A 24,499-nucleotide genomic window follows, 5' to 3' on the forward strand; every position below is an offset into this window, starting at 1 on the left:
CCAGGGCCGGGTGACGAGAGTTCCTCCCGGGACGCCCCGCCACCCGGCCCTGCCAGTCCCGGAAACGCTTGATCGCCAGAGCGAAAGAGTCAGGATCAGGCAGGGCGGTGCCGACTGGAAAACCGGTGCTGCGACTGCTGGCTAGGTGCAGCAGGAATTCTTCGTGGCCGCCACCATTGGCGTTGAACTGACAGTTGACGATCCCACCGCCAGGCTCGGAGGTCCACGACCAATCTCAACACGTGACCCAAGGACACATTCCGGGGGTGCAGCCTCCGCAATGAAGGTGCAGAATGGTGCGATGGGAAAGAAGAAGGCCGAGGCGTTGCGCCGCCGGGTGGGCCACCAGCGCGAACAAAACCGCCAGCAGCGCAAGAGCCGGTCCGCCGAGATTCAGCGAGCAAGCCGGCTAAAGCTGGACGCATCAAGCCTCGAATCGGCCTTCAATGCCAGAGGAGACAAGGGTGCTGAGCTAGTCGGCGGTTTGGCAATGGCCCGCCATGTCGCCCGCTTCAAATGGTGCGAGACGCGTCCCGAACTCCTCCCGCCCGAGGCTTGGTCTGCATTGGCGATAGTTCCGATCTGCGATATCGTCCTGACCGAGGCTGGGCGAGGGTGGCCAACCGGTCCGGACATGATGAACAGGTTGAACTGGCCCCACCAAGTGCTGTGGGGAGTGGATCAAGCGGTCGAAGCTTGTCGCCACCTCCGGATGGGCAACGTCATTGGTGCAATAACTATCGCGCGGGCTCAAATTGAGCGCTGGTCCGCGAACGTGGCCCATCATCACGAAATAGACCGGCGAGAGGGCGAGGAGACTAAAGATTATTTTAACCGCGTCTGGTCCACTTATCCATGGCTTCGAGATTTCGCATTGGGCGATACGTGGGCAAACCTTTCTGAATGGATCCACGGCCGGGAGGGGATTGCCCAAGCGCTGGAATTTGGCACAACTCCCGCAATTCCATCGCCCGACCGGTCAGGCCTTCCGGAAACAACAACCTCCATTATTAAGCGAACCGCCACTGCACTGGAGGTAGTTTTTCGTCAGGTCAGAGGGGCCACCTCTGTGATTGCACAGGAAAGTGGGCAAGAGAAGTACAACCACCTCCTGCAACTCAGCCCCAGGATTGATGAGCAGCCTTACATTGACCTCAACTTCAAGAACCTCGCTCCGCTTGATCTTGCATTTTCTACCGGACGTGTAGGCCATGCAGTCGAGCAAAGAGCCGAGACATATCGAGCGGTTCTTCAGCTCGAAGAAATCAAGGATGCCCTCTCCAAGACCCCTAATTGGCTCTTGGCTGCTGATTCCGTCACGGAACGTCGAGGCAGAGCCACCGCGTTTGCCCGCGAAGCTTTCATCCATGAGGCCGAGCAACTCGGCGAGGACTTCGCGCCTCACGTGCTGCATGCGCGACTCTTTCAATACATCGCCATAAGTGAGATCGCCGAAATCTCTGCGACCTGGCTGACAGGCCCCGAGAGGGACGCTTTGATGTTGGCGGCGAACGCGTTGAGGTCGGCTTGGATAATGTGGCTAGAGGACACTGACAACTCTCTCGCGTGTATGCGGATCGTGCTTGAGCAAGCTTGTCGGGCGAGAGCTTGGCGCAGAAATGCGCATCGAGCGGCACGAACCGAAGCGGGCAGAGGAACACCTACTCGGTGGGTGGAAGCGGCCGGATGGGGCCGACTTTCACTACTCACGAGAGCATTGGGTGAGTTCTCGCACATTAATTCGCGCATCCGATGGTCTGGCGCACGCGATGCGTTAGCCGCTCTCCTACGTGAGGGGGAGCGCTACCCCGAGCTAATCGCCCGAGGTCACGCCCTCGACGCCTCGGCACTTCTGCTCGCACACGAGGTCGTGACGCGACTGGAGCAACGTGCCCCCAGCGTCGCCGCCGCCTTCCGTGAGGGGGTCACGCTCCTGGAGGCAGAAGATCACGACTCTCAAGTCGAAGGACTCTTGGAGCGGGCGCTAGCCGCAAGAGGGTTAACCTTCGGTGAACCTGACCTCGTTGAAGTTGCTACCAATGGATTGGATACCTCGACTAGGAGGCAATGGCTGCCTCACCTGTTCGATTAGCCCTGGTCCGGTTTCCTGGGGATTGACGTCTAGGCGGCGGCCTATGTCTACCAATTCACCCGGCGGGCCGCCTCTATTTAAGGCAGCGAACCCGGGTTCCACTTCCGAAAAACCTTCTTCCGCTGGAAGGGCCACCGGCCGCGCCTCCAAGACCATCAAGTACCCGAACGGCAGTCTGTACGTCCGCCGCCGCGACCTGGCCGCCTGGCTCAACGATCACGTGAAGGCCGCTTGAGCACCTACGGGTACGCGTACACGGCATCCTGAAGGACCCGCTCCGCAAGGGCTACTCGTACGTAGTCCGGTGGAAGGCAGCCGGCCGGGCGTTCCGCAAGACGTTCGCGACCCGCGCACTAGCCGAGAGCTTCCGATCCAAGCTGGTCGTCGCCCAGCGCGAGGGCGTCGCGTTTGCTGAGGCCAGCGGCCTACCCGAGCCGATGGCGCGAGCACGCGGGTGCGCCGTCCATCCGAAGGGCGAGCGTGTCGAGGGCTTTCCGGACCAACGCGGCGTTGGCGAGCGCGGCCAGATCGACCGTGTTGGCCTTGAGCCAGTGGACGGCGGGGGCAAGGTCGGCCGGCGGCTCTCCGGCGTCACGGCGGGCCTTGTTGAACACCCACCCGTAGAGCGCGGCCCGTAGCGCTTTGTCGCTGGGCACGCCCCAGTCCGTCGCGAGCAGGGCCGGCGTGACAGTGGCCAGCGTTTCGGCGATGCCCTTGCGATGCTTGGCCGATGCGCGGGGCCACTTCATGTCGACGTAGGCCACGGCGTGCTCGTACCACGATCGCGCGTTGGCCGCAGCTCTACGGCGTACTTGAGGGCACCGGAGAAGACTGCCCGCTTCCGGGCGATCGTGCTGGGCGACGACCGTACGACCTGCGACACGCCGCTGTGTCGCTGTGGCTCAACGCCGGTGTGCCGGCTACCCAGGTCGCCGAGTGGGCCGGGCACAGCGTGCACGTCCTCATGCGGGTCTACGCAAAGTGCGTCTACGGCCAAGAGGACGCGGCCTTCCGGCGCATCGAGGCTGCGCTCGCCTGGAGCCGGAGCGGTCACTGCACTAGTTCTGACGGGAGGTAGGACGGACGGTCGAAAACTCGACCGAACACAGTGGCTCCTCAGCCTCTACGCTGCACCCCGTGCAGTTGAGCGTGCAAGTGAAGGAAGCGCAAGGGCGCAGACGGCGATGGAAACGAGCAGCCTCGGACCTCCTGATGCCAGCCATGGCGGTCGTCGGGACCACAGCGGTTGTGCGGATACAGGACGGCTTAGACGTACAAGAGTGGTTCATCATCGGCGGCACCGGTCTGCTAACCGTTCTTAGCCTCGCCCTCGTCGTTATCAAGGCCCGGAGGGAGCGAGCAAGGGCAGCAAGACGATTCCAGGAGGCAATAAAAGCAGCTCTCGCCGTCGTCAAGGAGAACCGCCCCGAGTCACCGTCGCTCGAACAGGAAATTTCCGATGTATCGCAAACTTTGACGCAAACCGTAACAAGACTTCGGGATATCAGCGTTCGGGCAGAGGCATTCGAGACCGAGGTACGGACGCTGGTCGAGCGAGCGGAAGCCGCGCAAGCGGTGGCTCAACTTAGCGAAGACCAAGCGAACAAGATCTCCTTGCTACTTAGCGAGCGCACAGAGCAGCAATTGAAGGACGAGATCGAGAAACTTAAGGCTGCGAACGCGGAGCAGGCTGAGCAGCAGCGGCGCAGCGGAACACGGCTGGCACTCTGGACTTTTGCCGGTGGCGTGATCCTTGGCGTGCTCGGGAACGTCTTGACCAACCTGATCATGCTGTAGCGCTCGCTTCGCCCGCCGAGGCCTCAGGGCCGGCGACACGTATGCGACACAGCCAGCGAGTCTGAGCGGGCTAGAGCGAGACCGAGCGAGACTCACATAAGAGGCCCCTGACCAGCGTTCTCGCTGGTCAGGGGCCTCTTTGTGCACCTGGTGGCGGGTAGAGGATTCGAACCTCTGTAGCTTTCGCGACGGATTTACAGTCCGCTCCCATTGGCCGCTCGGGCAACCCGCCAGGGCGTCACCGCCGCGCCGTGGCGCGGCAGCGGAGCCAAGGATAGCGGTTGCTCCCGGGGCGAGCGCAACCGGGTACCGTCAGGGGGTCGTGCCGCTGGTTGGCGGCGCGTACGTGCACTGACCGCCGGACAGCAGGAGCATCAGCATGGCAGCGAACCCGTCGTTCGACATCGTGAGCAAGGTCGACCGGCAGGAGGTCGACAACGCCCTCCGCCAGGCGGAGAAGGAGCTCTCGACGCGGTTCGACTTCCGGGGCACCGGCGCGGAGGTCTCCTGGTCGGGTGAGGAGGCGATCAGCCTCCAGGCGGAGACCGAGGAGCGGGTCCGGGCCGCCCTGGATGTCCTGAAGGAGAAGCTGGTCAAGCGGAACATCTCGCTGAAGTCCCTGGACGCGGGCGAGCCGCGGCCCTCGGGCAAGATCTTCAAGATCGACGCCAAGGTGGTCCAGGGCATCGACTCGGACAAGGCCAAGGCGATCAGCAAGAAGATCCGCGAGGAGGGCCCGAAGGGCGTCCAGGCGCAGATCCAGGGCGACCAGCTCCGGGTCACCGGCAAGAAGAAGGACGAACTCCAGACCGTCATCGCCCTGCTCAAGAGCGAGGACTTCGGCATCGCCCTCCAGTTCACCAACTACCGCTGACGAGGGGCCGCACGGCTACGGTCGGACGCATGACGGTCGCCCGCTCGATCCTGCTGTTCCTGCTCGCCGCCCTCGCCGAGATCGGCGGGGCCTGGCTGGTGTGGCAGGGCTGGCGGGAGCACCGGGGGCTGCTCTGGATCGCGGGCGGCGTGGTCGCGCTCGGGCTCTACGGCTTCGTCGCCACGTTCCAGCCCGACGCGAACTTCGGCCGCATCCTCGCCGCCTACGGCGGGGTGTTCGTCGCCGGGTCGCTCGCGTGGGGCATGGTCGTCGACAAGTTCCGGCCCGACCGCTACGACGTCGTCGGCGCGGCCATCTGCCTGGTCGGGGTCGCCGTCATCATGTACGCGCCGCGCAGCGGCTGACCAGCCCCCACGCACCGGCCGAGCAGAACGCTCAGGCGGCGAGGGTCTGCTCGACGCGTACCGCCGTGGCTTCCGCGCGGGCGATGGGGCCGGCGGGCAGCGCGGCGACGGCGGCCCCGACGGCGACGGCCGACCCGGCGAAGACGAACGCCCACGGCACGCCGCCCGCGTGGTCGATGATCAGCCCGGCGACCGCGCCTCCGGCGGCGCTGGACGCGACCATGATGGTCACCGCCCAGGTGTACGCCTCGTTGAGCATGCCGGCCGGGGCGATCCGCCCGACGAGGGTGTTCTCCAGGGTGAGCGCGGGGGCGATGGCGGCCCCGCCGACGACCAGCGCGACGCCGAGGGCGAGCGGGCCGGGCATCACCGCGTACACGGCGAAGGTGGCGGCGACGGCGGCGAGCAGCCAGGCGAACTGGCGGGTCATGTTGGCCGCGGGCTTGCGGACGCCGAACCAGAAGCCGGCGACGGCGCTGCCGATGCCCCAGACCGCGAGCAGGACGCCGGCCATGCTCTCCGGGTCGTCGGTGGGCTGGTTGCCGGCGAACGCCGGGACGATGACCCCGGCAGCCCCGAACGCGATGCCGAGGCCGGCGATGCAGAGCAGCAGCGCGGGGAAGCCGCCGACGCGCAGCGGGCCGAGCCCCCGGGCGTGGTGCTCCTTCGGGTGCGGCTGCCAGCCGCGCATGACCCGGCCGAGCGCGACGGCGGCGGTGCCGACGAGGGTGAACACGGCCGCGCCGACCAGGGCGGCGGCCGCATCGGCGATGAGGACGAACGCGGCCACCAGCAGCGGGCCGAGCACGAAGACGACCTCGAACAGGGACGTCTCGGCGGCGAGGGCGGTGTTGCGCAGGTGGTGCCGCCCGGTGGCAGGGCTGGTGAGGTCGTTCCAGGCGCCGCGCAGCGCGGCGGTCAGCGGCGGGTACGTGGCACCGGCCACCCCGGCGGCGAGGTAGATCAGGGCGATGCTGGCGCCGTCGGCGCGGCTGGCCCAGAGCAGCCCGCCCAGGGCGAGGGGGTGGGCGACGGCGGTGGCCAGCAGCACGGGGGTGGGGCCGACCCGGTCGGCGACGCGGCCGGCGACGGGGCTGAGCGCGGCCCCGGCGAGGGCGTAGATGCCACCGGCGACGGCGGCGAGGGAGTAGCGCCCGGTGACCTGTTGCACGACGAGCAGCAGCGCCAGCGGCGTCATGCCGATCCCGAGCCGGCCGATGACGCCGAGGACGAGCAGCATCGGCGCGCCGGGGATCCGCCATACGCCGAGGTACTGGCGCAGTGCGGCCACGGGAACCTCCAGGGGGTGCAACGAAAGGGGTGCAAACGAGAGGGGTGGAACGAGAGGGGTGCGACGAGAGCATGTAACGAGCCGGAAACGTCCCGACCCTAACGCCGCAGCCTGGCGGGAGCGCAGTGGTTATGGTGCGTGTCTCGCCGCGTACCAGACGAAACGCCCGCGCCCGGTCGGACCGGGCGCGGGCGGGATCGGGGTCGGGACGGGTCAGCGCTGGAACTGCACGGGGCCGGCGCTGGCGGCCATCCGCTCCAGCCGGGCGACCCGCTCCTCCATCCGGGGGTGGGTGGAGAAGAGCGCGGCGATGCCGCCGCCCCGCTTGAACGGGTTGTCGATCATCAGGTGGGCGGTGCTGGTGAGCTGCCCCTGGGCCGGCAGCGGCCGGGCCTGGGTGCCCAGGTGGATCTTCCGCAGGGCGCTGGCCAGGGCCAGCGGGTCCCGGGTGAGCCGGGCCCCCGACTCGTCGGCCTGGAACTCGCGGCTGCGGCTGATCGCGAGCTGGATCACGGTGGCCGCGAGCGGGCCGAGGATCAGGGTGAGCAGCAGCACGATCGGGTTGGGGGCGTCCTCGTCGTCACCGCCGCCGAGCGGGATGAACCAGGCGATGTTGGCCAGCATGGTGATGATGCCGGCGAGGCCGGCGGCGACGCTGGAGATGAGGATGTCCCGGTTGTAGACGTGCGACAGCTCGTGCCCGATCACGCCCCGCAGCTCCCGGTAGTCGAGGATCTCGGTGATCCCCTGCGTGACGCAGACCGCCGCGTTGGCCGGGTTGCGGCCCGTGGCGAACGCGTTGGGCTGGGAGGTGGGGCTGACGTAGAGCCTGGGCATCGGCTGCCGCGCCTCGGTGGCCAGCTCGCGGACCATCCGGTACAGCTCGGGGAACTGTGCCTCGCTGACCGGTTGCGCCCGCATCGAGCGCAGGGCGAGCTTGTCGGAGTAGAAGTAGGTCACGCCGTTCATCACCAACGAGACGACGACGGCGACGACGAGCCCGCCGCTGCCACCGAACCAGTAGCCGACCGCGAGGATCAGCGAGGTCAGCAGGCCGAGCAGCGCTGCGGTCTTCAGACGGTTGTGATGCACGATCGCTCCTTCGGTGCGCGGACCGCGCGGGATCCGCTGACCGGTACAACACCTCGGTACCCGCCAACCATCCGTCTCAACGCTGTGAGTTGCCTGGGATCGACCTGCGGAAACACTGCGGGCGGGGACCGACCCGGCGACCGCTCAGGGGCCGCTCAGCGGGCGGCGAGGTCCAGCACGAGCTGCGGGGCGAAGCCGACGGCCACGGCGACCAGGGTGGCCACGGCGAGGGTGCCGAGCACCGCCCAGGCGGGCCGGCTGCCGGCGGCGCCCCCAGCCCCGGCAGCCACACCGGCCTCGGCGGGCGCGGCGGTCCCCCCAGCCCCGGCGGTCTCGGCGGGCGGGGCGTAGAGGGTGGCGGCGAGGCGGAGGTAGTAGGCCAGGCCGATCACCGCGTTCACCGCCACCACCAGCGCCAGCCAGCCCGCGCCGCCGTCCAGCAGCGCCCGGACCACGGTCACCTTGGCGAACAGGCCGGCCAGCCCCGGCGGGAGCCCGGCCAGCCCGACCAGGGCCAGCGCGAACGCCCCCGCCACCCAGGGCCGCCGCCGGGCCGCGCCGCGCAGGTCGGCGAGGGTGCCGCCGTCGGCGCCCGCCGGGCGCAGCGCCACCAGCGCCGCGAAGGCGGCCAGCTCCAGGACCACGAAGAACACGGTGTACGCCACGGCGGCGGCGTACGCGGCGGCGCGGGCGTCGGCGGTGCGCCCGGCGGCCAGCGCGAGCGCGCCCAGCGGGGCGAGGATGTAGCCGGCCTGGGCCACCGACGACCAGGCGAGCAGCCGCACGGTGCGGCGCTGACGCAGCGCCACCAGGTTGCCCACGGTCATGGTGAGCACGGCGAGCCCGGCCAGCACCGGGCCGGTCACCTCGGCGGGCAGCGCCCGCTGCACCACCGCGAGCAGGGCCACCACGCCGCCCAGCTTCGACGCGGTCGACAGGTAGGCGGCCACGGGCAGCGGCGCGCCGTCGTAGGTGGCCGGGGCCCAGGCGTGGAACGGCACGGCGGCCACCTTGAACGCCAGCCCGAGCAGCACCAGCGCCACCGCCGCCGTGGTCAGCGGCACGTCCAGCAGGTCGGGTCGCCCGGCGAGCAGCGCGCCGAGCCGGTCGAGGTGCAGGCCGCCGGTGACCGCGTAGAGCAGGGCCGCGCCGAGCAGGGTGACGGTGGTGGCGACCACGCTCACCACGAAGAACGTGACCGCCGCCTCGGCGGAGGCGAGGCTGCCCCGGCGCAGGCCGACGAGCACGTACAGCGGGAGGGTCAGCGTCTCCAGCGCCACGATCAGGGTGATCAGGTCGCCGGCCGCGCCGAGCACCACGCCGCCGGTCATCGAGCAGGCGAGCAGGAAGCAGTATTCGCCGACGGGCGACCGCCCGGCGCGCAGCGCCGGCCCGGACAGGGCCAGCATCCCGAGGGTGAGCAGCGCGAACAGCGCCCCGACGAGGGCGGCCCGGCCGCCGTAGACGTACGAGCAGTCGGCGGCGACGCAGAAGGTGGCGCGCGGCCCGCCCGCCCCGACGACCGCGCTGCCCAGCCCGGTGGCGACCGCCCCGGCGGCGGCCACGGCGACCGTCGCGGCGGCGCGGGCCACCAGCAGGTCGGCCAGCAGCACCAGGACGGCGGTGCCGGCCGCCAGGTAGGCCGGGAGCAGCGCCACGTTGTCGACGCTCTGCACCAGACTCATCTGAGCACCCCCACGAGGGCCGCCACCGGGTCGGCGGCGACGCCGAGGACCAGGGTGGGGGCGAGGCCGACGGCGAGGGCGAGCAGCACCAGCGGGGCCCAGGCCGTCCACTCGGCGGCGGCGAGGCCGGGGCCGATCCGGCCGACCGCCGGGCTGGCCGGGCCGTGGGTGACCCGGCGCAGCAGCCGCAGCAGGTACGCGGCGGTCAGCGCCCCGCCGACGGCGGCCAGCACGCCGAGGGTGGTCCACAGCGGGCCGCCCCGCCCGATGGCGGCGACCACGGCGAACGCCTCGCCCCAGAAGCCGGCGAGGCCGGGCAGCCCCAGCGAGGCGACGGCGGCGAAGCCGAGCAGGCCGGCGAGACGGGGCGCGGTCTCCCGCAGCCCGGACAGCTCGGCCAGCGCCCCGGTGTGCGCGCGGTCCTTGATCGCCCCGGCGAGGAAGAACAGCAGGCCGGTGATCACCCCGTGCGCGACGTTGCCGATCAGCGCGGCCTGCAGGCCGGTGGCGGTGAGCGTGGCCACCCCGAGCAGCACGAACCCCATGTGGCCGACGCTGGAGTAGGCGATGAGCCGCTTCAGCTCGCCCTGCGCGAGGCAGACCAGCGAGCCGACGATGATGGCGGCGACGGCGAGCACCCCGAGCACCGGGGCCGCCCAGCGGGCCCCCTCCGGGGCCACCCCGACGGCGACGCGGATCAGCCCGTACGTGCCCATCTTGAGCAGCACCCCGGCGAGGATCACGCTGCCGACGGTGGGCGCCTGGGTGTGCGCGTCGGGCAGCCAGGAGTGCAGCGGCCACAGCGGGCTCTTCACCGCGAACGCGAGCCCCAGCAGGGTGAACGCGGCGAGCTGGGTGCCCCGCGACAGCCCCGTGCCGCCGGTGAGCGCGAGGAGGTCGGCGGTGCCGGCGGCGGACACCACCACGTAGACGCCGACGAGCAGCAGCACCGAGCCGAGCAGCGTGTAGAGGGCGAACTTGGCTGCCGCCCGCCGCCGGTCGGCCCCGCCCCAGCCGGCGATGATCGCGTACATCGGCAGGAGGACGACCTCGAAGAACACGAAGAACAGGACCAGGTCGAGGGCGAGGAAGGTGCCGAGGATGCCGACCTCGACGACCAGCAGCAACGCGACGAGGGCCCGGCCGCTGCCGCCGCCGTCGGGCACCCGCCACAGGGTGTACGCGCAGCAGAGCAGCGTGAGCAGCGCGGTCAGCACGACCAGCGGGTAGGAGATGCCGTCCACGCCGAGGTGGAAGCGCAGGTCGAGGGCGGGCACCCAGGGCAGGTCGAGCCGGTGCCAGGGGCGCACCGCCGGGTTCACCCCGTAGGCCGTCCAACTGCGGTCGCCGGTGGCCAGGGGCAGGGTCGCCAGCAGGGTCAACCCGGCCGCCACCGTGCCGACGACACGGGCCGCCCGGTCACCGGGCAGCAGCGCGACCACGGCCGCGCCGACGGCCGGGACGGCCAGCGCCGCGACGAGCAGGACCTGTCCGAGGCTCATCCGGCTCCCCCGATCGCCCGCACGCGACCCCTCCCGTGCACCCGCGCCGCACTCACGCGACGCCCCCGATCAGCACCGCGGCCAGGCCGATCAGCAGCGCCCCGGCCAGCACCCCGGCCGCCGCCCGGGGCAGCGCGGCCCGGTGCAGCCCGGCCAGCGCCCCGCCGAGGCCGGTCGCGCCCCGGCCGGTGCCCTCCACCGCGCCGTCGACCACCCGCTCGTCGGCGGCGCGGGCGAACCGGGCGAGGGCGGTCACCGGGCGTACGACGAGGGCGTGTTGCACGTCGTCGAGCCGGAAGCCGGCCGCGAACACCGGCCCCAGCGGGCCGAGGGCGCGGGCCGGGTCGGCGGCGGTGTCCCGCCGCCAGCCGGCCCAGGCGAGGGCGGCCCCGGCGACCAGCAGCGCCAGCGGCAGCAGCAGCGCCGGGCCGACGTGGGTCCACTCCCCCTCGGGTGCGCCGAGCCGACCGGTGAACCCCGGCCAGAACGCGGCGAGCCCGAGCAGCGCGGCCGGCACCGCCAGCAGCAGCATCGGCACCCGCAGCACGGCCGGCGGGTCGTGCGGGTGCAGCGCGATCGGCCGGTCGTGCGGGGGCAGCGGCGGGCGGGCCGCGCCGAGGAACGCGCGCAGCAGCAGCCGGGTGGCGTACCAGGCGGTGACGGCGACGCCGGCCAGCCCGGCCAGCCACACCAGCCAGCCCACCCAGGCGGGGGCCGGGCCGGCGGAGTCGAGCGCGGCGGCCTCGGCGGCGGCGAGCACGCCGTCCTTGCTCCAGAAGCCGGCCAGCGGCGGGACGCCGGCCAGCGCGCCGAGGCCCACCGCCGTGCACCAGAACGTCACCGGCATCGTCGAGCGCAGGCCGCCCATGCGGGACAGCAGCGGGGTGCCGAGGGCGTGGATCACCGCGCCGGCGGCGAGGAACAGCAGCGCCTTGAACGCGGCGTGGGTGAGCAGGTGGAACAGCGCGGCGGCGGGCGCGCCGACGGCCAACGCGCCCGTCATGTAGCCGAGCTGCGACACCGTCGACCAGGCCAGCACCCGCTTCAGGTCGTCCTGGGCGGTGGCGGCGAGCGCGCCGAGCAGCAGGGTCACCGAGGCCAGCACCCCGAGCACGGCCAGCGCCGCCGGGGCCCGCTCGAACAGCGGGAAGAGGCGGGTGACCGCGTAGACCCCGGCGGCGACCATGGTGGCGGCGTGGATCAGCGCGGAGACCGGGGTCGGGCCGGCCATCGCGTCGGGCAGCCAGGTGTGCAGCGGGAACTGGGCGCTCTTGCCGGCCACCCCGGCGAGCAGCAGCAGGCAGGCGGCGGTGAGCGTGCCGGCGGAGTGGTCGTGGGCGAGCACGTCGGCGATGCGGAAGCTGCCCGCCGAGACGCCGAGCAGGGCGATGCCGAGCAGGAAGCCGACGTCACCCACGCGGGTGACCAGGAACGCCTTCATCGCGGCGGCCGGCGCGCCGGGCAGCCGGCGGTCGTGGGCGATGAGCAGGTAGGAGCAGAGGCCCATCACCTCCCAGCCGACCAGCAGCATGACCAGGTCACCGGCGACGACCACCAGCAGCATCGCGGCGGTGAAGAGGCTGATCTGCGCCGCGTACGGCGGGTAGCGGTGGTCGACGTCGACGCCGGCCTCGTCGTGCGGGCCCGCCCGCAGGTAGCCCACCGAGTAGACCTGCACGGCCAGCGCCACCGCCGCCACCGCGACGGCGACCACGGCCGCCGCGCCGTCGAGCCGGACGCCGAGGGTGACCCGCAGGCCGCCCAGGTCGACCCAGGTGGTCGACGTCTCCACGGACGCGCCGACCCGGGCCAGCAGCGCGACCGCGACCAGCAGCGCCCCGGCCGCGCCCGCCACGCCGAGCCCGACGGCGACCCGGCGGGCCGGATCCGCCCCGGCCCGCGCGCCCCCGCCGCGCGACACGGGCGGCAGCAGCAACCCCACCAGACCCGCCACCAGGGGTACGGCCGGCAGCAGCACCCCCAGCAGGCCGGTCACCGGGTCACCTCGCCGGTGGTCGTGGCCCGCCCCGCCTGTTCGGCCGGCGGTCCGGCCGGCGGCTCCGTCAGCGGCACCTCGTCGACGGCGACGCTGGCCCGCAGCCGGTAGAGCTGGAGCACGATGGCCAGCCCCACGCCGATCTCGGCGGCGGCCAGCACGATCACGAACAGCGCGAACACCTGCCCCGCGTGCGGCAGCGCCGCCCGGACCGTCGCGTCGGCGGTGACCAGGATCAAATTGACGGCGTTGAGCATCAGCTCCACCGCCATCAGCACGAGCACCGCGTTGCGGCGGCGCAGCACGCCGTAGACGCCGAGGCCGAACAGGAGGGCGGCGGTGACGTACGGGACGACGGGCCTCACGGGCGGCCTCCCGCGCGGTCCTTCGCTCCCCAACCCTGGTTGTCCGCCCTTGCGGGACCCCGGCCGTCGGCCGGGCGGCGGCCGATGTCGGGGCGGGACAGCACGACCGCGCCGACCAGGGCGGACAGCAGCAGCACCGACAGCACCTCGAACGGCAGCACCCAGGTGCGGAACACCTGCTCGCCGAGCCGCTCGGCGGTGCCCGGCGTGGGCAGGTCCACCCGGGTCCAGCGGTAGGCGTCGACCAGCAGGGCGGCCAGCCCGAGGCCGGCGCCGCCGCCGATCAGGGCCGCCGGCCAGCCCGGCCGGTCCAGGTCGTCGGACGCGCCGATCGGGGCGCGGGTCAGCATCACCGCGAACAGCAGCAGCACCACCACGGCACCCACGTAGATCAGCACCTGCACCCAGGCCACCAGCTCGGCGGCGAGCACCAGGTAGACGCCGGCCAGCGCGCCCAGGCAGACCACCAGGTAGAGGCCGGCGCGGACCAGGTGGCGGGTCGTCACCACCAGCGCCCCCGCGCCGACCGCCACCGCGCCGAGGGCCAGCAGCAGCACGTCCGCACCGGTCACGGGGCGGCACCCGGGTCAGTGGGGGTGCCGTCCGCCGGGGGCTCGGGGGTCGGGCGGGCGGCGGGGCCGGGCTCGGGGCGTACCCGGGCAGGGGTCGGCCGGGCGGCGGACCCGGCGGGGGCGGCGGCCTTGCGCGCGGCGGTGGCCTCCTCCTTCGCCGGCTCGCCGTTGCGGTCGTGCGCGGGCGGCGGCGGGACGGTGGCCATCCACTCGCCGAGGTGGTCCTTGTCGTGCAGCAGGTCCTTGATGTCGTACTCGGCGTACTCGAACTCGGGCGACCAGTAGAGCGCGTCGAAGGGGCAGACCTCGACGCAGATGCCGCAGTACATGCAGAGCGAGAAGTCGATGTCGAACCGGTCGAGCACGTTGCGCTGGCGGGGGCGGGCGGCACCGGGCACCGCCACCTCCTCCTTGTGCGAGTCGATGTAGATGCACCAGTCGGGGCACTCGCGGGCGCAGAGCATGCAGACGGTGCAGTTCTCGGCCAGCAGCGCGATCACGCCCCGCGAGCGGGGCGGCAGCTCGGGGGCGACGTCCGGGTACTGCTGGGTAGTCGAGCGGCGGGTCATCGTGCGCAGCGTGACCGCCAGCCCCTTCGCCAGCCCCTCGCCGGGCACGCCCCGCCCACTCGTCTCGCCCATGCCGCCCATCCTGCCCTGTGGCCCCGGCGCGCGCGACCACCACCCGGCCCTTCGCGCGGTACGGTGACGGCGGGGAGAACGACACGCCGGGAAGGACTTGTCCCATGACCGCCGCGTTGCAGAGCGACGTCCCGCCTGAGGGCGGGTGGACGACCGACGACCTCGACGGGCTGCCCGAGGACGGTCGCCGCCGCGAACTGCTCGACGGAGTGTTGCTCGTGTCACCCTCCCCCACCCGCATCCACCAGACCATCGCCGGTCTTCTCATGGCAGACCTCATCAAGGAGTGCCCCGACGAGTACGACGTGACCCAGGGCGTCGAGGTGCGGATCAACCGGACCCGCTGCTTCATCCCGGACGTGCTGGTCACCACGGCGGAGGCCGCCCGGCGCTCGCCGTCGCGGTACGCGCCGCACGAGGTGGTGCTGGCCGTCGAGGTCGTCTCCCCGAGCACCCGCTCGATCGACCGGGTGCTCAAGCCGGCCCTCTACGCGCAGGCCGGCATCCCGTTCTACTGGCGGATCGAGACCGGCGACGGCGAGCTGGCCGTCCACACCCATCGGATCGACCCCGTCAACGAGGTCTACACGGAGACCGGCCGCTGGACGAAGTTCGTCGACACCGGCGAGCCGTTCCCGGTGAACCTGTCGATCGCCCGGATCACGCCCCGGCACCTGTGAGCGGTCCCGCCCAGCGGGCCGAGCCGGTGAGCGGCGGCGGGGTCAGGGGCCGGTGAGCGGCGGGAGCATCTCGCCGCCGAGCTGCTGGAGCAGCTGGAACAGCTCGGTGGCGTGCCACACGTCGACGATCCGCCCCGCCGGGTCGAAGCGCAGGAACGTCGCCCCCGAGAAGCTCGCCACCCGCCCGGTGGGCGGCACCGGCCCGAACGGGCCGGCCTGGGTGCCGGCGGCCCGCCAGCGCACCGCCACCCGGTCGGCGGCGGCGACCACGTCGACGAGCTTGTAGCGCAGGTCGGGGAAGGCCGCCCGCCGCTCCCGGTGCCAGGCCAGGACCGCCTCCGGGCCCGTCCCGCCCAACCCGGGGCAGCCCGCCGCGACCAGCTCGTACACCGACTCCTCGCGCCCGGCGTTCCACACGTCGGCGACGAAGCGCCGGGCCGCCGCCGCCACGTCGTGCACCGCCGCCGCCTCCATGTCGCTCACCCGGGCAGCCTAGCCAGCCGGCCCCGGGCGGTCCGGAGGCGCGGCGATCGGCGCTCGGCGGGCTCGGGGCACGATGATCGGCGCTCGGCGGGCCCCGGGGCGGCGGATCGGTCAAGATGGGACGGACGGAGACGGCGAGGCGGACAGCAGGGGGCGACGTGGGCGACGAGGCAGGCGCGACGACCGGCGGCAAGGGCTCGGAGCCCGGCGCGAGCAGTGCCGAGCCCGGCGGCAAGTACGTGGAGCCCGGTGGGGAGTTCACCCGGGACCAGCGGTACATCGCCACCCGGATCGCCGCCGACGGGCGGGACGGCTGGCCGGTCGAGCCGGGTCGCTACCGGCTGGCGGTCAGCCGCGCCTGTCCCTGGGCCAACCGGCTGATCATCGTGCGCCGGCTGCTCGGCCTGGAGGACGCCATCTCGATGGCGGTGGCCGGGCCGACCCACGACGCCCGGAGCTGGACGTTCGACCTCGACCCGGGCGGGCGGGACCCGGTGCTCGGCATCGAGCGCCTCCAGGAGGCGTACTTCAGGCGGTTCCCCGGCTACGAGCGGGGGATCACCGTGCCGGCGATGGTGGACGTGCCGACGGGGCAGGTGGTCACCAACGACTACGCCCGGATGAGCCTGGACCTGTCGACGGAGTGGACGGCGTACCACCGGCAGGGCGCGCCCGAGCTGTACCCGGCCCGGCTGCGCGACCAGATCGACGAGGTCAACGCCGTGGTCTTCGCCGACGTCAACAACGGCGTGTACCGGTGCGGGTTCGCCGGCAGCCAGAAGGCGTACGAGACGGCGTACCGGCGGCTGTTCGACCGGCTGGACTGGCTGACCGAGCGGCTGTCCGGGCAGCGGTACCTGGTCGGCGACACGATCACCGAGGCCGACGTGCGGCTGTTCACGACGCTGGTCCGCTTCGACCCGGTCTACCACGGCCACTTCAAGTGCAACCGGAGCAAGCTGTCGGAGATGCCGGTGCTGTGGGCGTACGCCCGGGACCTGTTCACCACCCCCGGGTTCGGCGACACGATCGACTTCGACCACATCAAGCGGCACTACTACGAGGTGCACCGGGACATCAACCCGACCGGGGTCGTCCCGCTCGGCCCGGACCTGACGAACTGGCTCACCCCGCACGGCCGGGAGGCCCTCGGCGGCCGGCCCTTCGGTGACGGCACCCCGCCGCCGCCCCCGCCGCCCGCCGAGCGGGTCGACCCGGCGCACACCCCGCTGGACTGAAATCACATCGATGCTCTTCATTAGTTAACATTCGCTTCAATTCAGGCTGATCGACTTGAGTGGCCTGCGCCGCCGGCCTTTCGCCGGTGTTCGGCGCAGGCTGTCCACAGTTGAGGAGATCAGCCTTGCGGAAGCCAGGTCGCAGAACGGTACGCCTCGGCGTGCTGGCCGGCATGCTCACCGGAGCGCTCGTCACCACCCTCGCCGTACCCGCGTCGGCCGCCCCCGGCGCGGTGGGGCCCGGCCGTCCCGCGCCCGCCCCGCTGCGCCCGGGCGGGCCGGAAGCCGCGCCGGACCGGTACATCGTGGTGCTCGCCGATCCGCCCGCCGGCACCGACCGCGCCACGCGCACCGCCCGCACGAGCCGGGCCGCCGCCGTCGCCGAGCGCGCCGGCGGCACCGTGCTCAACCGCTACACCCGGGTCCTCGACGGGTACGCCGCCCGGCTCACCCCGGCGGCCCTCGCCGCCGTGCGGGCCGACCCCGCCGTCGCGTACGTCGAGCGGGACAGCCGCATCTACGGCGGCGGCACCGACGACTTCTCGACGTCTGCCGTCCAGTCGAACCCGCCGTCCTGGGGGCTGGACCGCATCGACCAGCACAACCTGCCGCTGAACAACAGCTTCGGCTACCCGTCGACCGGTTCCGGCGTCACCGTCTACGTGGTCGACTCGGGCATCCGGGCCACCCACGTCGACTTCGGCGGCCGGGCCAGCGGCGTCTACGACGCGGTCGGCGACGGCAACGGCACCAACGACTGCCACGGCCACGGCACGCACGTCGCCGGCACCGTCGGCGGCGCGACGTACGGGGTCGCCAAGGCCGTCACCATCAAGGCCGTACGCGTCCTGCAGTGCGACAACTCCGGCTGGACGACGGACCTGATCGAGGGCATGGACTGGATCGCCGCCAACCACGACCCCGTGTCGGTGGCGAACTTCAGCCTCCAGGGGTACGGCACCACCCCCAACACCGCCGCCGAGAACCTGATCGACTCGGGCGTGCACACCGTCTTCATCGCCAACAACTTCAACACCGACGCCTGCACCAACGGCCCCCGCTCGTCCCGGGGCGTCACCGTCGCCGCGACCGACGTCACGGACACCCGGGCCTCGTTCTCCAGCTACGGCACCTGCGTGGACGTCTTCGCCCCCGGCGTCGACATCACCTCCGCCGGCATCGCCTCGAACACGGCCGTCGCCTCCGGCTGGTCGGGCACCTCGATGGCCGCGCCGCACGTCACCGGGTGGATGGCGCGTTACCGGCAGCAGTTCCCGACGGCCACCCTCGCGCAGGCCAAGAGCGCGCTGATCGCCGCCGCCACCACCGGCGTGGTGATCAACCCGGGCCCCGGCTCGCCGAACCGCCTGCTCTACGCCGCCCCGTAACGAGTGTTAGGAGTGTTAGGAGGGGTCCCCTGTACAACAGAATGCGTTAACAGGGGGCCCTTCCTTACATCCAGACGCGGATGGCGGCCGTGAGGACGAGCTGGGCGAGGGAGGCCGGCACCAGCACCAGCCAGCACAGCCGCTGGAGCTGGTCCTCGCGCAGCCGGGGGTACGACACCCGCAGCCAGATGATCACGAACGAGACGGCGAAGACCTTCAGCAGCGTCCACAGCCAGCCGAGCTGGGCGTCGGCGAACGGGCCCTGCCAGCCGCCGAGGAAGAGCACGGTGGTCAGCGCGGCGATCACCACGATGCCGACGTACTCGGCGAGCAGGAAGAACGCGAAGCGCAGCCCCGTGTACTCCGTCATGTAGCCGAAGACCAGCTCCGAGTCGGCGACCGGCATGTCGAACGGGGGCCGGCGGATCTCGGCCAGCCCGGCGACGAAGAAGACGATCATCGCGGGGGCCTGCCAGAGCAGCCACCAGGGCCGCCACGCCTCGACGATGCCCGGCAGGCTCAGCGTGCCGGCCGCCATCGCCACCGACGCGGCGGCCAGCACCAGCGGCAGCTCGTAGCCGAGCAGCTGGGCGGCCCCGCGCAGCCCGCCGAGCAGGCTGTACTTGTTGGCCGACGCCCACGCCGACATCAGCACCGCCACCACGCCCACCCCGACCACGGCCAGGACGAAGAACAGGCCGATGTCCAGCGGCTGGCCCACCAGGTCGCCGGGCCCCAACGGGATCACCAGCAGGGCGAGCAGGTAGGGCACCAGGGCCACCACCGGGGCCAGCCGGAACACCGCCCGGTCCGCCTCCCGGGGGGTCACGTCCTCCTTCTGCACGAACTTGACCCCGTCGGCGACGAGCTGCGCCCAGCCGTGGAAGCCGCCCGCGTACATCGGGCCGAGCCGGCCCTGCATGTGCGCCATCACCTTGTGCTCGGCCTGCCCGACGACGAGCGGCAGGGTGAGGAAGGCGACCAGCACGCCGACCACCCGCAGCACGGCCTCCAACCAGTCGGGCATCAGGCCGCGCCCCCGTCGCCGTCGCCCCGCTGCGCGGCGGCGGGCGGGGTGGCGGCAGCGGGTCGCGCGGCTGGCGGCGCGGCGGCGGGCGGCGACGCCGGCCCCCACTCGCCCGGGGCCGGCACCCCCGGCGGGCGCACCGCCCGGCGGCCACCGGCCGCGGTCGACTCGCCCGGCTCCTTCGCGCCCGGCCACGGCTTGGCCACCCGGGAGGCGAGCACGAACTCCTTGCGCAACGGGTGCCCCTCGAACTCCGGTGGCAGCAGCAGCGGACGCAGCTCGCCGTGCCCGGGAAAGTCGACGCCGAACATCTCGAACGTCTCCCGCTCGTGCCAGGCCGCGCCGGGGTAGAGGTCGACGACCGAGTCCACCCGGGGCGCGTTCCACGGCACCCGGGTACGCAGCAGCAGGCCGTGCCGACGTCCCGTCGACCACAGGTGGGCGACCACCTCGCAGCCGTCGGCGAGCTGGTCGACGGCGGAGAGCCAGTCGAAGAAGTCGCAGCCCAGGTCGGCGTCGTCGCGGGCCGCGCGCAGCGCGTCCCGCCAGCTCGCCGGGGGTACGTCGACGGTGGCCCGCGCGTACGCCTGGCCGCCGGACACCGACGCGGTGGCCTCGACGGGCGCGAGCAGCGCGACCAGCCGCTGGCCGACCTCTTCGGGAGTCATGCCGCTGATCCTATGACCGACGCCGGTCCCCCGGGGCGGGCCGGATGCCGGTTCTGCCGGGCGGGCGGCGGGCCGGATGCCGGATTCGCCGAGCGGCGGCGCGCCCGGCGGGGAAGGATGGGGGTCGTGCGCGCCGTGACCGTCAACCCCGGAGTCCGCGACTCGCTGCGGCTGGTGGACGACTACCCGGAGCCGCACGCCGAGGAGGGGGCGATCCTCGTCGAGGCGCTGGCCGTGGGGATCTGCGGCACCGACCACGAGATCGTCGAGGGCACCTTCGGCGAGGCCCCGCCCGGCGCGTCGGCCCTGGTGCTCGGGCACGAGTCGCTGGGCCGGGTGCTGGAAGACCCGAGCGGCACCCTGCACCCCGGTGACCTGGTGGTCGGCATCGTCCGGCACCCGGACCCGGTGCCCTGCGCCAACTGCGCGGTCGGCGAGTGGGACATGTGCCGCAACGGCGAGTACACGGAGCACGGCATCAAGGGGCTGCCCGGCTTCGCCCGGGACCGGTGGCGGGTGCAGCCGCGCTTCGCCGTCGGGCTGGACCCCGCCCTCGCCCCGGTGGGGATGCTGCTGGAGCCGACCAGCGTGGTGGCGAAGGCGTGGGACCACATCGAGCGCATCGGGGCCCGCGCCGAGTGGCAGCCGCAGACCGCGCTCGTCACCGGGGCCGGGCCGATCGGCCTGCTGGCGGCGCTGCTGGCCACCCAGCGCGGGTTCGCCGTGCACGTGCTGGACCGCGCCGAGACCGGGCCGAAGCCGGACCTGGTCCGGGCGCTCGGCGCGACGTACCACACGGGGGCGGTCGGGCAGCTCGACCTCGACCCGGACGTGGTGGTGGAGTGCACGGGCGCGCCGTCGGTCGTGCTCGACGCGATGTGCAAGGCCGGGCCGACCGGCATCGTCTGCCTCACCGGCGTGTCCAGTGGCGGCCGGCCCCTCGACTTCGACGCCGGGGCCCTCAACCGGGAGCTGGTGCTGGAGAACAACGTGGTGTTCGGCTCGGTCAACGCCAACCGGCGGCACTGGGACCTGGCCGCCGCGGCGCTGGCCCGCGCCGACCAGTCCTGGCTGAACGCGCTGATCACCCGCCGGGTGCCGGTGGCGGAGTACGCGCAGGCGTACACCCCCACCGGCGACGACATCAAGGTGGTGCTCGACTTCACCCTGTGAGACTCGGCCCTGCTCAGATGCCGGGCAGCCGGCCGTTGCGGAACAGGTCGACGAAGAGCTGGTGGTCCTCGCGGGCCCGCAGCCCGTACGCGTGGGCGAACTCCACCAGGCCCGCGACGAACCCGTCGGGGTCCGTCTCGACCGCCGCGACGATCGCCTCCTCGGTGGAGTAGTCGACCAGGTCGTGGCTGGACTCGTCGTCGGCGACCGAGTGCATCCGGGCCACCGCCCGGCCCAGGTCGGCCAGCACCCCGGCCAGCTCCTCCGGCTCGTTGACGTCCGACCAGTCCAGGTCGGCGGCGTACGGGGAGACCTCAGCGACGAGCTGGCCCGCCCCGTCCAGCTCGGTGAAGCCCAGCCACGGGTCGGCGTGGGCCTGCAGCGCCCGCTGCGACTCCGCCGTCCGGTGCCCCTGGTGCCGGAAGTACGACCGCACCCGCTCGTCGTCGATGTGCCGGGCGACCGCCGGCACCTGGGCCTGCTTCATGTAGATGACGACGTCGTTCTCCAGCGCCTCGGTGTGCCCCTCCAGCAGCAGGTTGTACGACGGCAGCCCGGCCGAGCCGATGCCCACCCCCTTGCGCAGGACGACGTCCTTGATGTGCGCGGAGACCGGGCGCAGGTTCGCCGAGGACTCGGGCAGCGTGCCGAGGTACTCGGCGAACGCGGCGCAGACCTTCTCCCGGGTGTCGCCGTCGATCTCGAACACCCCGTCGCCGATTGAGAACCGGCGCTCGTAGTTGTCGACGGTGGTCTGCGCGGCGAGGAGGTCCACCCGGGTGTTGAGCCGGGCCTGCTGGAGCACCCGGCGCAGCACGCCGTCGGCGTTGTCGAGGGTGATCGAGCCGATCGCGTCGTCCCCGCCGGCGGCGATGGCCCGCAGCTCCGTGAGGTACGACCGGGCGAAGCCGGCGACCAGGTCACCGATCGCGCGGTCGGAGAGCGCCTTGGCGTACCCGAGCAGGGCGACGCTGGCGGCGAGGCGGCGCAGGTCCCAGGTGAACGGCCCGACGTACGCCTCGTCGAAGTCGTTGACGTTGAACACGAGCCGCCCGGAGGCGTTCATGTAGGTGCCGAAGTTCTCCGCGTGCAGGTCCCCGTGGATCCACACCCGGCTGGTGCGCTCGTCAAGGAACGCGTCGTCGGCGAAGTCGCCGCGCTGGTCGGCGTAGAAGAGCGAGGCGCTGCCCCGGTAGAAGGCGAACGGAGAGGCGGCCATCTTGCGGAACTTGCGGCGGAACGCCGCCGGGTCGAGCGCCATCGACGCGCCGAACTCCTCGGTCAGCACGTCGACGATGAAAGCGGAACGCTTGTCCGCAGACTGGTTCATGGCCGCAGGCTAATCCCAGCCCGCCACCGTCCCACCTACCCCCTGGGCCGCGCCAGCCGGTGAGGTCCAGCACGGCGGCCCGGTGCGAAGCGATCCGGGCAGGGGCTGCCGGCCGCGAAGAGCTGCGGGACCTGACTCTGCGTCACGTCTCCCCGGCCGCGAAGGACACCTGCGCTCCCCTTTGCTCTGCACCCACCCACGCAACACGCCACGGAGCTGGCCGCCTGCAAGATCGCGGACCGCCGGCGGGTGCGGCAGCCGGTTGCACTGCGTTGCCGTTGCGTATGCGGGTGCAGAGCAAAGGGGTGGGGTGAGGCTTGTGTCGCCGGCGCGGGGGGCACGTTCTGTCGCGCCTCCGGCCGGTGGGTGCGGGTGCCGTCCGCGGGATGTGGCCGCTCGACGCTGAGACCGCGCCGACCGGGGTGGACCGCCGGCCGCCTCCCGGAGCTGCCGCCGGACGGCGCCCGGACACGGGGTGGCGGGCCGGCCGAGGATCGATGATGATGACGCGGCCACGGTACGGGGGTACGTGGCGACGCGGGAAGGTCACGCGCGGCGGCGACGCCGTGGCGCGGCGACACCCGGGACGGACCACTCCCGACATCGCCGGGGCCGTCCCGGTGGTGCCGCTTCGTCGCCCGGCGCACCGCGCCGGACGCGCCCCACGGAGGACCCACACCGATGATCGAACGCACGGCGGGCCTGCTCGCCATCGCCCTGCTCGGCTGCACGGCCGCGCTGGCACCGGCCGGGGCGGCGATGGCCCGCACCGCCGAACCCGCATCGGCCCGCCCGACCGGGACCGCCACCGTCTCGGTGGGCCGGCTCGTCCTGGACCCGACCGAGCGCGGCTACCGGGGCAGCCTCCCGGTGACCATCACCAACCCGGGCCCGGCGGCCGACCACTTCTGGTTCCAGGTTCGTGAGCCGGTGCCCAGCTCGTTCGCCGACTCGCTCCAGTGCGACTACGCGGACCCGGTGGACAACCACGAGGTCCGGATCTGCGCCGTCCCGGGTGGCGGCGGCGACCTCGCGCCGGGCGAGAGCCGCAGCTTCTCCGTCGGCTTCCACGTGCTGGCCACCCCGCGCGCCTACCCGATGTCGGCCACCGGGGGTGTGCTCGACGTCTTCTCGGCCGCCGGGGCGAGCGTCAGCACATCGTTCGGCGCCCAGTTCCGGTCCACCACCGGGTCGCTGACCCGCCCCCGTCCGGTCCCGTACGTCCAGGACGCCCGCCCGGACGCGGCGATCGACGTGACCGGCCCGGTCACCGTCGACCCCTACGGCAGCTACCGGCTCCCGGTGCGGGTCCGGTACGCCGGCGACGCCCCGCACAGCAGCCTCTACCTCAAGGCCACCAACCTCCCGGCTGGCGTGGTGATCGAAGGCACCGATCCGACGTCCGGCCCGGCGTACTCGGACGAGACCCTGGTGCCGGGAACGCGGATGATGCCGGGCGAGGAGCGCGCCTTCGACGTGGTCTTCAGCGCCCCCACCAGCGCCCGGGACGTCACCCTGGAACTGTGGACCGCGTGGTTCGGGGTGAGCCCCGACGCGACCCCGGGGGACAACGTCGCCACGTTCACCCTGGCCCCGCAGTGACCGGCTGACCCCCCGCCCACCACCCCCGGGAGCGCCCCTGTCGCGAGGTGGCTTCAGGGGGTGGTGGGCCGGCGGATCGGCGGGGCCGTCAGCGAGTCCACCGGGCGGGGCGGCCGGGCGGCGGCGGGAGCGGCGTCGGCCGGGGAGGCCAGGGGGTCGGGGCGGGGGACGCCGCCGATGCCGGACTGCTCGGCGGCGATCTTCTCCTGCAGGCGCAGGATGCCGTGCAGCAGCGCCTCCGGGCGGGGCGGGCAGCCGGGCACGTACACGTCGACGGGGATGAGCTGGTCGACGCCCTTGGTCACCGAGTACGAGTCCCAGTAGGGGCCGCCGCAGTTGGAGCACGCGCCGAAGGAAATGACGTACTTCGGCTCGGGCATCTGGTCGTAGAGCCGCTTGATCGCCGGGGCCATCTTGTCGGTGACCGTGCCGGAGACCACCATGAGGTCGGCCTGGCGCGGGCCGTGGGCGAACGGGATCACCCCGAGCCGGATGAAGTCGTGCCGGCCCATGCTGGTGGCGATGAACTCGATCGCGCAGCAGGCGAGGCCGAAGTTGAACACCCACAGCGAGTAGCGGCGGCCCCAGTTCAGCACGAACCGGATCGGCTCCCCGAGCACTGCCGGCAGCTGCACGAC

23 protein-coding genes, 1 tRNA gene and 1 pseudogene are annotated in these 24,499 nt (G+C 72.5%); 10 read left to right on the forward strand and 15 right to left on the reverse strand.

Features of this window, described 5'->3' with window-relative positions; genetic code table 11:
- The first annotated feature begins 301 nt into the window (after positions 1-301).
- Positions 302-2,092 (forward strand): hypothetical protein, encoded by a 1,791-nt coding sequence (locus GA0070558_RS32730; RefSeq protein ID WP_141722168.1) that lies wholly within the window; start codon positions 302-304, stop codon positions 2,090-2,092.
- A gap of 425 nt (positions 2,093-2,517) precedes the next feature.
- Here GA0070558_RS32730 and GA0070558_RS05675 read toward each other — a convergent pair whose 3' ends face one another.
- Positions 2,518-2,856 carry a hypothetical protein gene (locus tag GA0070558_RS05675; protein WP_439709567.1) on the reverse strand — a complete coding sequence of 113 codons (339 nt, stop codon included), beginning with the start codon at positions 2,854-2,856 and terminating at the stop codon, positions 2,518-2,520.
- A gap of 95 nt (positions 2,857-2,951) precedes the next feature.
- Between GA0070558_RS05675 and GA0070558_RS34125 the strand changes: the two are divergent.
- Positions 2,952-3,170: pseudogene (locus tag GA0070558_RS34125) on the forward strand (integrase); the annotation flags it as partial.
- Positions 3,171-3,229: 59 nt separating this feature from the next.
- The gene (locus GA0070558_RS05685) at positions 3,230-3,889 is read left to right on the forward strand and encodes a hypothetical protein (RefSeq protein ID WP_141722169.1); all 660 of its coding nucleotides are present in this window, start codon (positions 3,230-3,232) and stop codon (positions 3,887-3,889) included.
- A 148-nt stretch (positions 3,890-4,037) separates the two neighbouring features.
- Here the strand turns inward: GA0070558_RS05685 and GA0070558_RS05690 are convergent.
- Positions 4,038-4,121: transfer RNA gene (locus GA0070558_RS05690), tRNA-Tyr, on the reverse strand.
- 147 nt (positions 4,122-4,268) lie between these two features.
- Between GA0070558_RS05690 and GA0070558_RS05695 the strand changes: the two genes are divergently transcribed.
- Positions 4,269-4,763 carry a YajQ family cyclic di-GMP-binding protein gene (locus GA0070558_RS05695; RefSeq protein WP_091276508.1) on the forward strand — a complete coding sequence of 165 codons (495 nt, stop codon included), beginning with the start codon at positions 4,269-4,271 and terminating at the stop codon, positions 4,761-4,763.
- 29 nt (positions 4,764-4,792) lie between these two features.
- Positions 4,793-5,128, forward strand: coding sequence for a YnfA family protein (locus GA0070558_RS05700; RefSeq protein WP_043965452.1), 336 nt, complete (start codon positions 4,793-4,795; stop codon positions 5,126-5,128).
- Positions 5,129-5,159: 31 nt separating this feature from the next.
- Here the strand turns inward: GA0070558_RS05700 and GA0070558_RS05705 are convergent, their stop codons facing one another.
- The 8 genes from GA0070558_RS05705 to GA0070558_RS05740 all read right to left on the reverse strand — a co-directional run bounded on the left by GA0070558_RS05705 (position 5,160) and on the right by GA0070558_RS05740 (position 14,272).
- The gene (locus GA0070558_RS05705) at positions 5,160-6,419 is read right to left on the reverse strand and encodes an MFS transporter (protein ID WP_091276512.1); all 1,260 of its coding nucleotides are present in this window, start codon (positions 6,417-6,419) and stop codon (positions 5,160-5,162) included.
- Between the two features lie 213 nt (positions 6,420-6,632).
- Positions 6,633-7,511 (reverse strand): zinc metalloprotease HtpX, encoded by an 879-nt coding sequence (gene htpX / locus GA0070558_RS05710; protein ID WP_077938274.1) that lies wholly within the window; start codon positions 7,509-7,511, stop codon positions 6,633-6,635.
- A gap of 155 nt (positions 7,512-7,666) precedes the next feature.
- Entirely contained in the window at positions 7,667-9,196 is a 1,530-nt protein-coding gene (locus tag GA0070558_RS05715) for an NADH-quinone oxidoreductase subunit N (RefSeq protein ID WP_091276515.1), read from the reverse strand.
- Positions 9,193-10,698: a complex I subunit 4 family protein gene (locus GA0070558_RS05720; protein ID WP_091276518.1), complete on the reverse strand. Its 1,506-nt coding sequence runs from the start codon at positions 10,696-10,698 to the stop codon at positions 9,193-9,195. The genes GA0070558_RS05715 and GA0070558_RS05720 overlap by 4 nt, the downstream gene beginning before the upstream one ends.
- A gap of 52 nt (positions 10,699-10,750) precedes the next feature.
- A complete protein-coding gene (locus GA0070558_RS05725; RefSeq protein ID WP_091276521.1) occupies positions 10,751-12,694 on the reverse strand; it encodes an NADH-quinone oxidoreductase subunit 5 family protein in 1,944 nt (647 codons plus the stop codon).
- The gene (nuoK, locus tag GA0070558_RS05730; RefSeq protein WP_077938270.1) at positions 12,691-13,059 is read right to left on the reverse strand and encodes an NADH-quinone oxidoreductase subunit NuoK; all 369 of its coding nucleotides are present in this window, start codon (positions 13,057-13,059) and stop codon (positions 12,691-12,693) included. The genes GA0070558_RS05725 and nuoK overlap by 4 nt, the downstream gene beginning before the upstream one ends.
- Positions 13,056-13,631 carry an NADH-quinone oxidoreductase subunit J family protein gene (locus tag GA0070558_RS05735; RefSeq protein ID WP_091276524.1) on the reverse strand — a complete coding sequence of 192 codons (576 nt, stop codon included), beginning with the start codon at positions 13,629-13,631 and terminating at the stop codon, positions 13,056-13,058. Before GA0070558_RS05735 ends, nuoK begins: the two co-directional genes overlap by 4 nt.
- Positions 13,628-14,272 (reverse strand): NuoI/complex I 23 kDa subunit family protein, encoded by a 645-nt coding sequence (locus GA0070558_RS05740; RefSeq protein ID WP_228987016.1) that lies wholly within the window; start codon positions 14,270-14,272, stop codon positions 13,628-13,630. Before GA0070558_RS05740 ends, GA0070558_RS05735 begins: the two co-directional genes overlap by 4 nt.
- A 104-nt stretch (positions 14,273-14,376) precedes the next feature.
- On the opposite strand from GA0070558_RS05740, the gene GA0070558_RS05745 reads away from it, so the two are divergent.
- Positions 14,377-14,952, forward strand: coding sequence for a Uma2 family endonuclease (locus tag GA0070558_RS05745; RefSeq protein ID WP_091276526.1), 576 nt, complete (start codon positions 14,377-14,379; stop codon positions 14,950-14,952).
- Between the two features lie 42 nt (positions 14,953-14,994).
- Here GA0070558_RS05745 and GA0070558_RS05750 read toward each other — a convergent pair whose 3' ends face one another.
- Positions 14,995-15,426 (reverse strand): ester cyclase, encoded by a 432-nt coding sequence (locus tag GA0070558_RS05750; protein ID WP_256091786.1) that lies wholly within the window; start codon positions 15,424-15,426, stop codon positions 14,995-14,997.
- A 248-nt stretch (positions 15,427-15,674) separates the two neighbouring features.
- Between GA0070558_RS05750 and GA0070558_RS05755 the strand changes: the two genes are divergently transcribed.
- Together GA0070558_RS05755 and GA0070558_RS05760 are read left to right on the forward strand one after the other, a co-directional pair.
- Complete coding sequence (locus tag GA0070558_RS05755) at positions 15,675-16,673, forward strand: glutathione S-transferase family protein (RefSeq protein ID WP_091276747.1); 999 nt, start codon at positions 15,675-15,677, stop codon at positions 16,671-16,673.
- A 125-nt stretch (positions 16,674-16,798) separates the two neighbouring features.
- Positions 16,799-18,061, forward strand: a complete 1,263-nt coding sequence (locus GA0070558_RS05760) for a S8 family peptidase (protein WP_218106963.1) — start codon at positions 16,799-16,801, stop codon at positions 18,059-18,061.
- A 64-nt stretch (positions 18,062-18,125) separates the two neighbouring features.
- Here GA0070558_RS05760 and GA0070558_RS05765 read toward each other — a convergent pair whose 3' ends face one another.
- Complete coding sequence (locus GA0070558_RS05765) at positions 18,126-19,088, reverse strand: complex I subunit 1/NuoH family protein (protein WP_077938289.1); 963 nt, start codon at positions 19,086-19,088, stop codon at positions 18,126-18,128.
- Positions 19,088-19,756 (reverse strand): NADH-quinone oxidoreductase subunit C, encoded by a 669-nt coding sequence (locus GA0070558_RS05770; RefSeq protein WP_256091773.1) that lies wholly within the window; start codon positions 19,754-19,756, stop codon positions 19,088-19,090. The genes GA0070558_RS05765 and GA0070558_RS05770 overlap by 1 nt, the downstream gene beginning before the upstream one ends.
- Positions 19,757-19,882: 126 nt before the next feature.
- Between GA0070558_RS05770 and GA0070558_RS05775 the strand changes: the two genes are divergently transcribed.
- Positions 19,883-20,929 (forward strand): glucose 1-dehydrogenase, encoded by a 1,047-nt coding sequence (locus GA0070558_RS05775; RefSeq protein WP_176734111.1) that lies wholly within the window; start codon positions 19,883-19,885, stop codon positions 20,927-20,929.
- Positions 20,930-20,942: 13 nt separating this feature from the next.
- Here the strand turns inward: GA0070558_RS05775 and GA0070558_RS05780 are convergent, their stop codons facing one another.
- Positions 20,943-22,259: a DUF2252 domain-containing protein gene (locus tag GA0070558_RS05780; protein WP_091276532.1), complete on the reverse strand. Its 1,317-nt coding sequence runs from the start codon at positions 22,257-22,259 to the stop codon at positions 20,943-20,945.
- Positions 22,260-22,940: 681 nt separating this feature from the next.
- Between GA0070558_RS05780 and GA0070558_RS05785 the strand changes: the two genes are divergently transcribed.
- Positions 22,941-23,861 carry a COG1361 family protein gene (locus tag GA0070558_RS05785; protein WP_091276536.1) on the forward strand — a complete coding sequence of 307 codons (921 nt, stop codon included), beginning with the start codon at positions 22,941-22,943 and terminating at the stop codon, positions 23,859-23,861.
- A gap of 53 nt (positions 23,862-23,914) precedes the next feature.
- Here GA0070558_RS05785 and GA0070558_RS05790 read toward each other — a convergent pair whose 3' ends face one another.
- Entirely contained in the window at positions 23,915-24,496 is a 582-nt protein-coding gene (locus GA0070558_RS05790) for an NADH-quinone oxidoreductase subunit B (protein ID WP_091276539.1), read from the reverse strand.
- Positions 24,497-24,499: the final 3 nt, after the last annotated feature.

The sequence above is a fragment of the Micromonospora haikouensis genome, assembly GCF_900091595.1.
Taxonomy (GTDB): Bacteria; Actinomycetota; Actinomycetes; order Mycobacteriales; family Micromonosporaceae; genus Micromonospora; species Micromonospora haikouensis.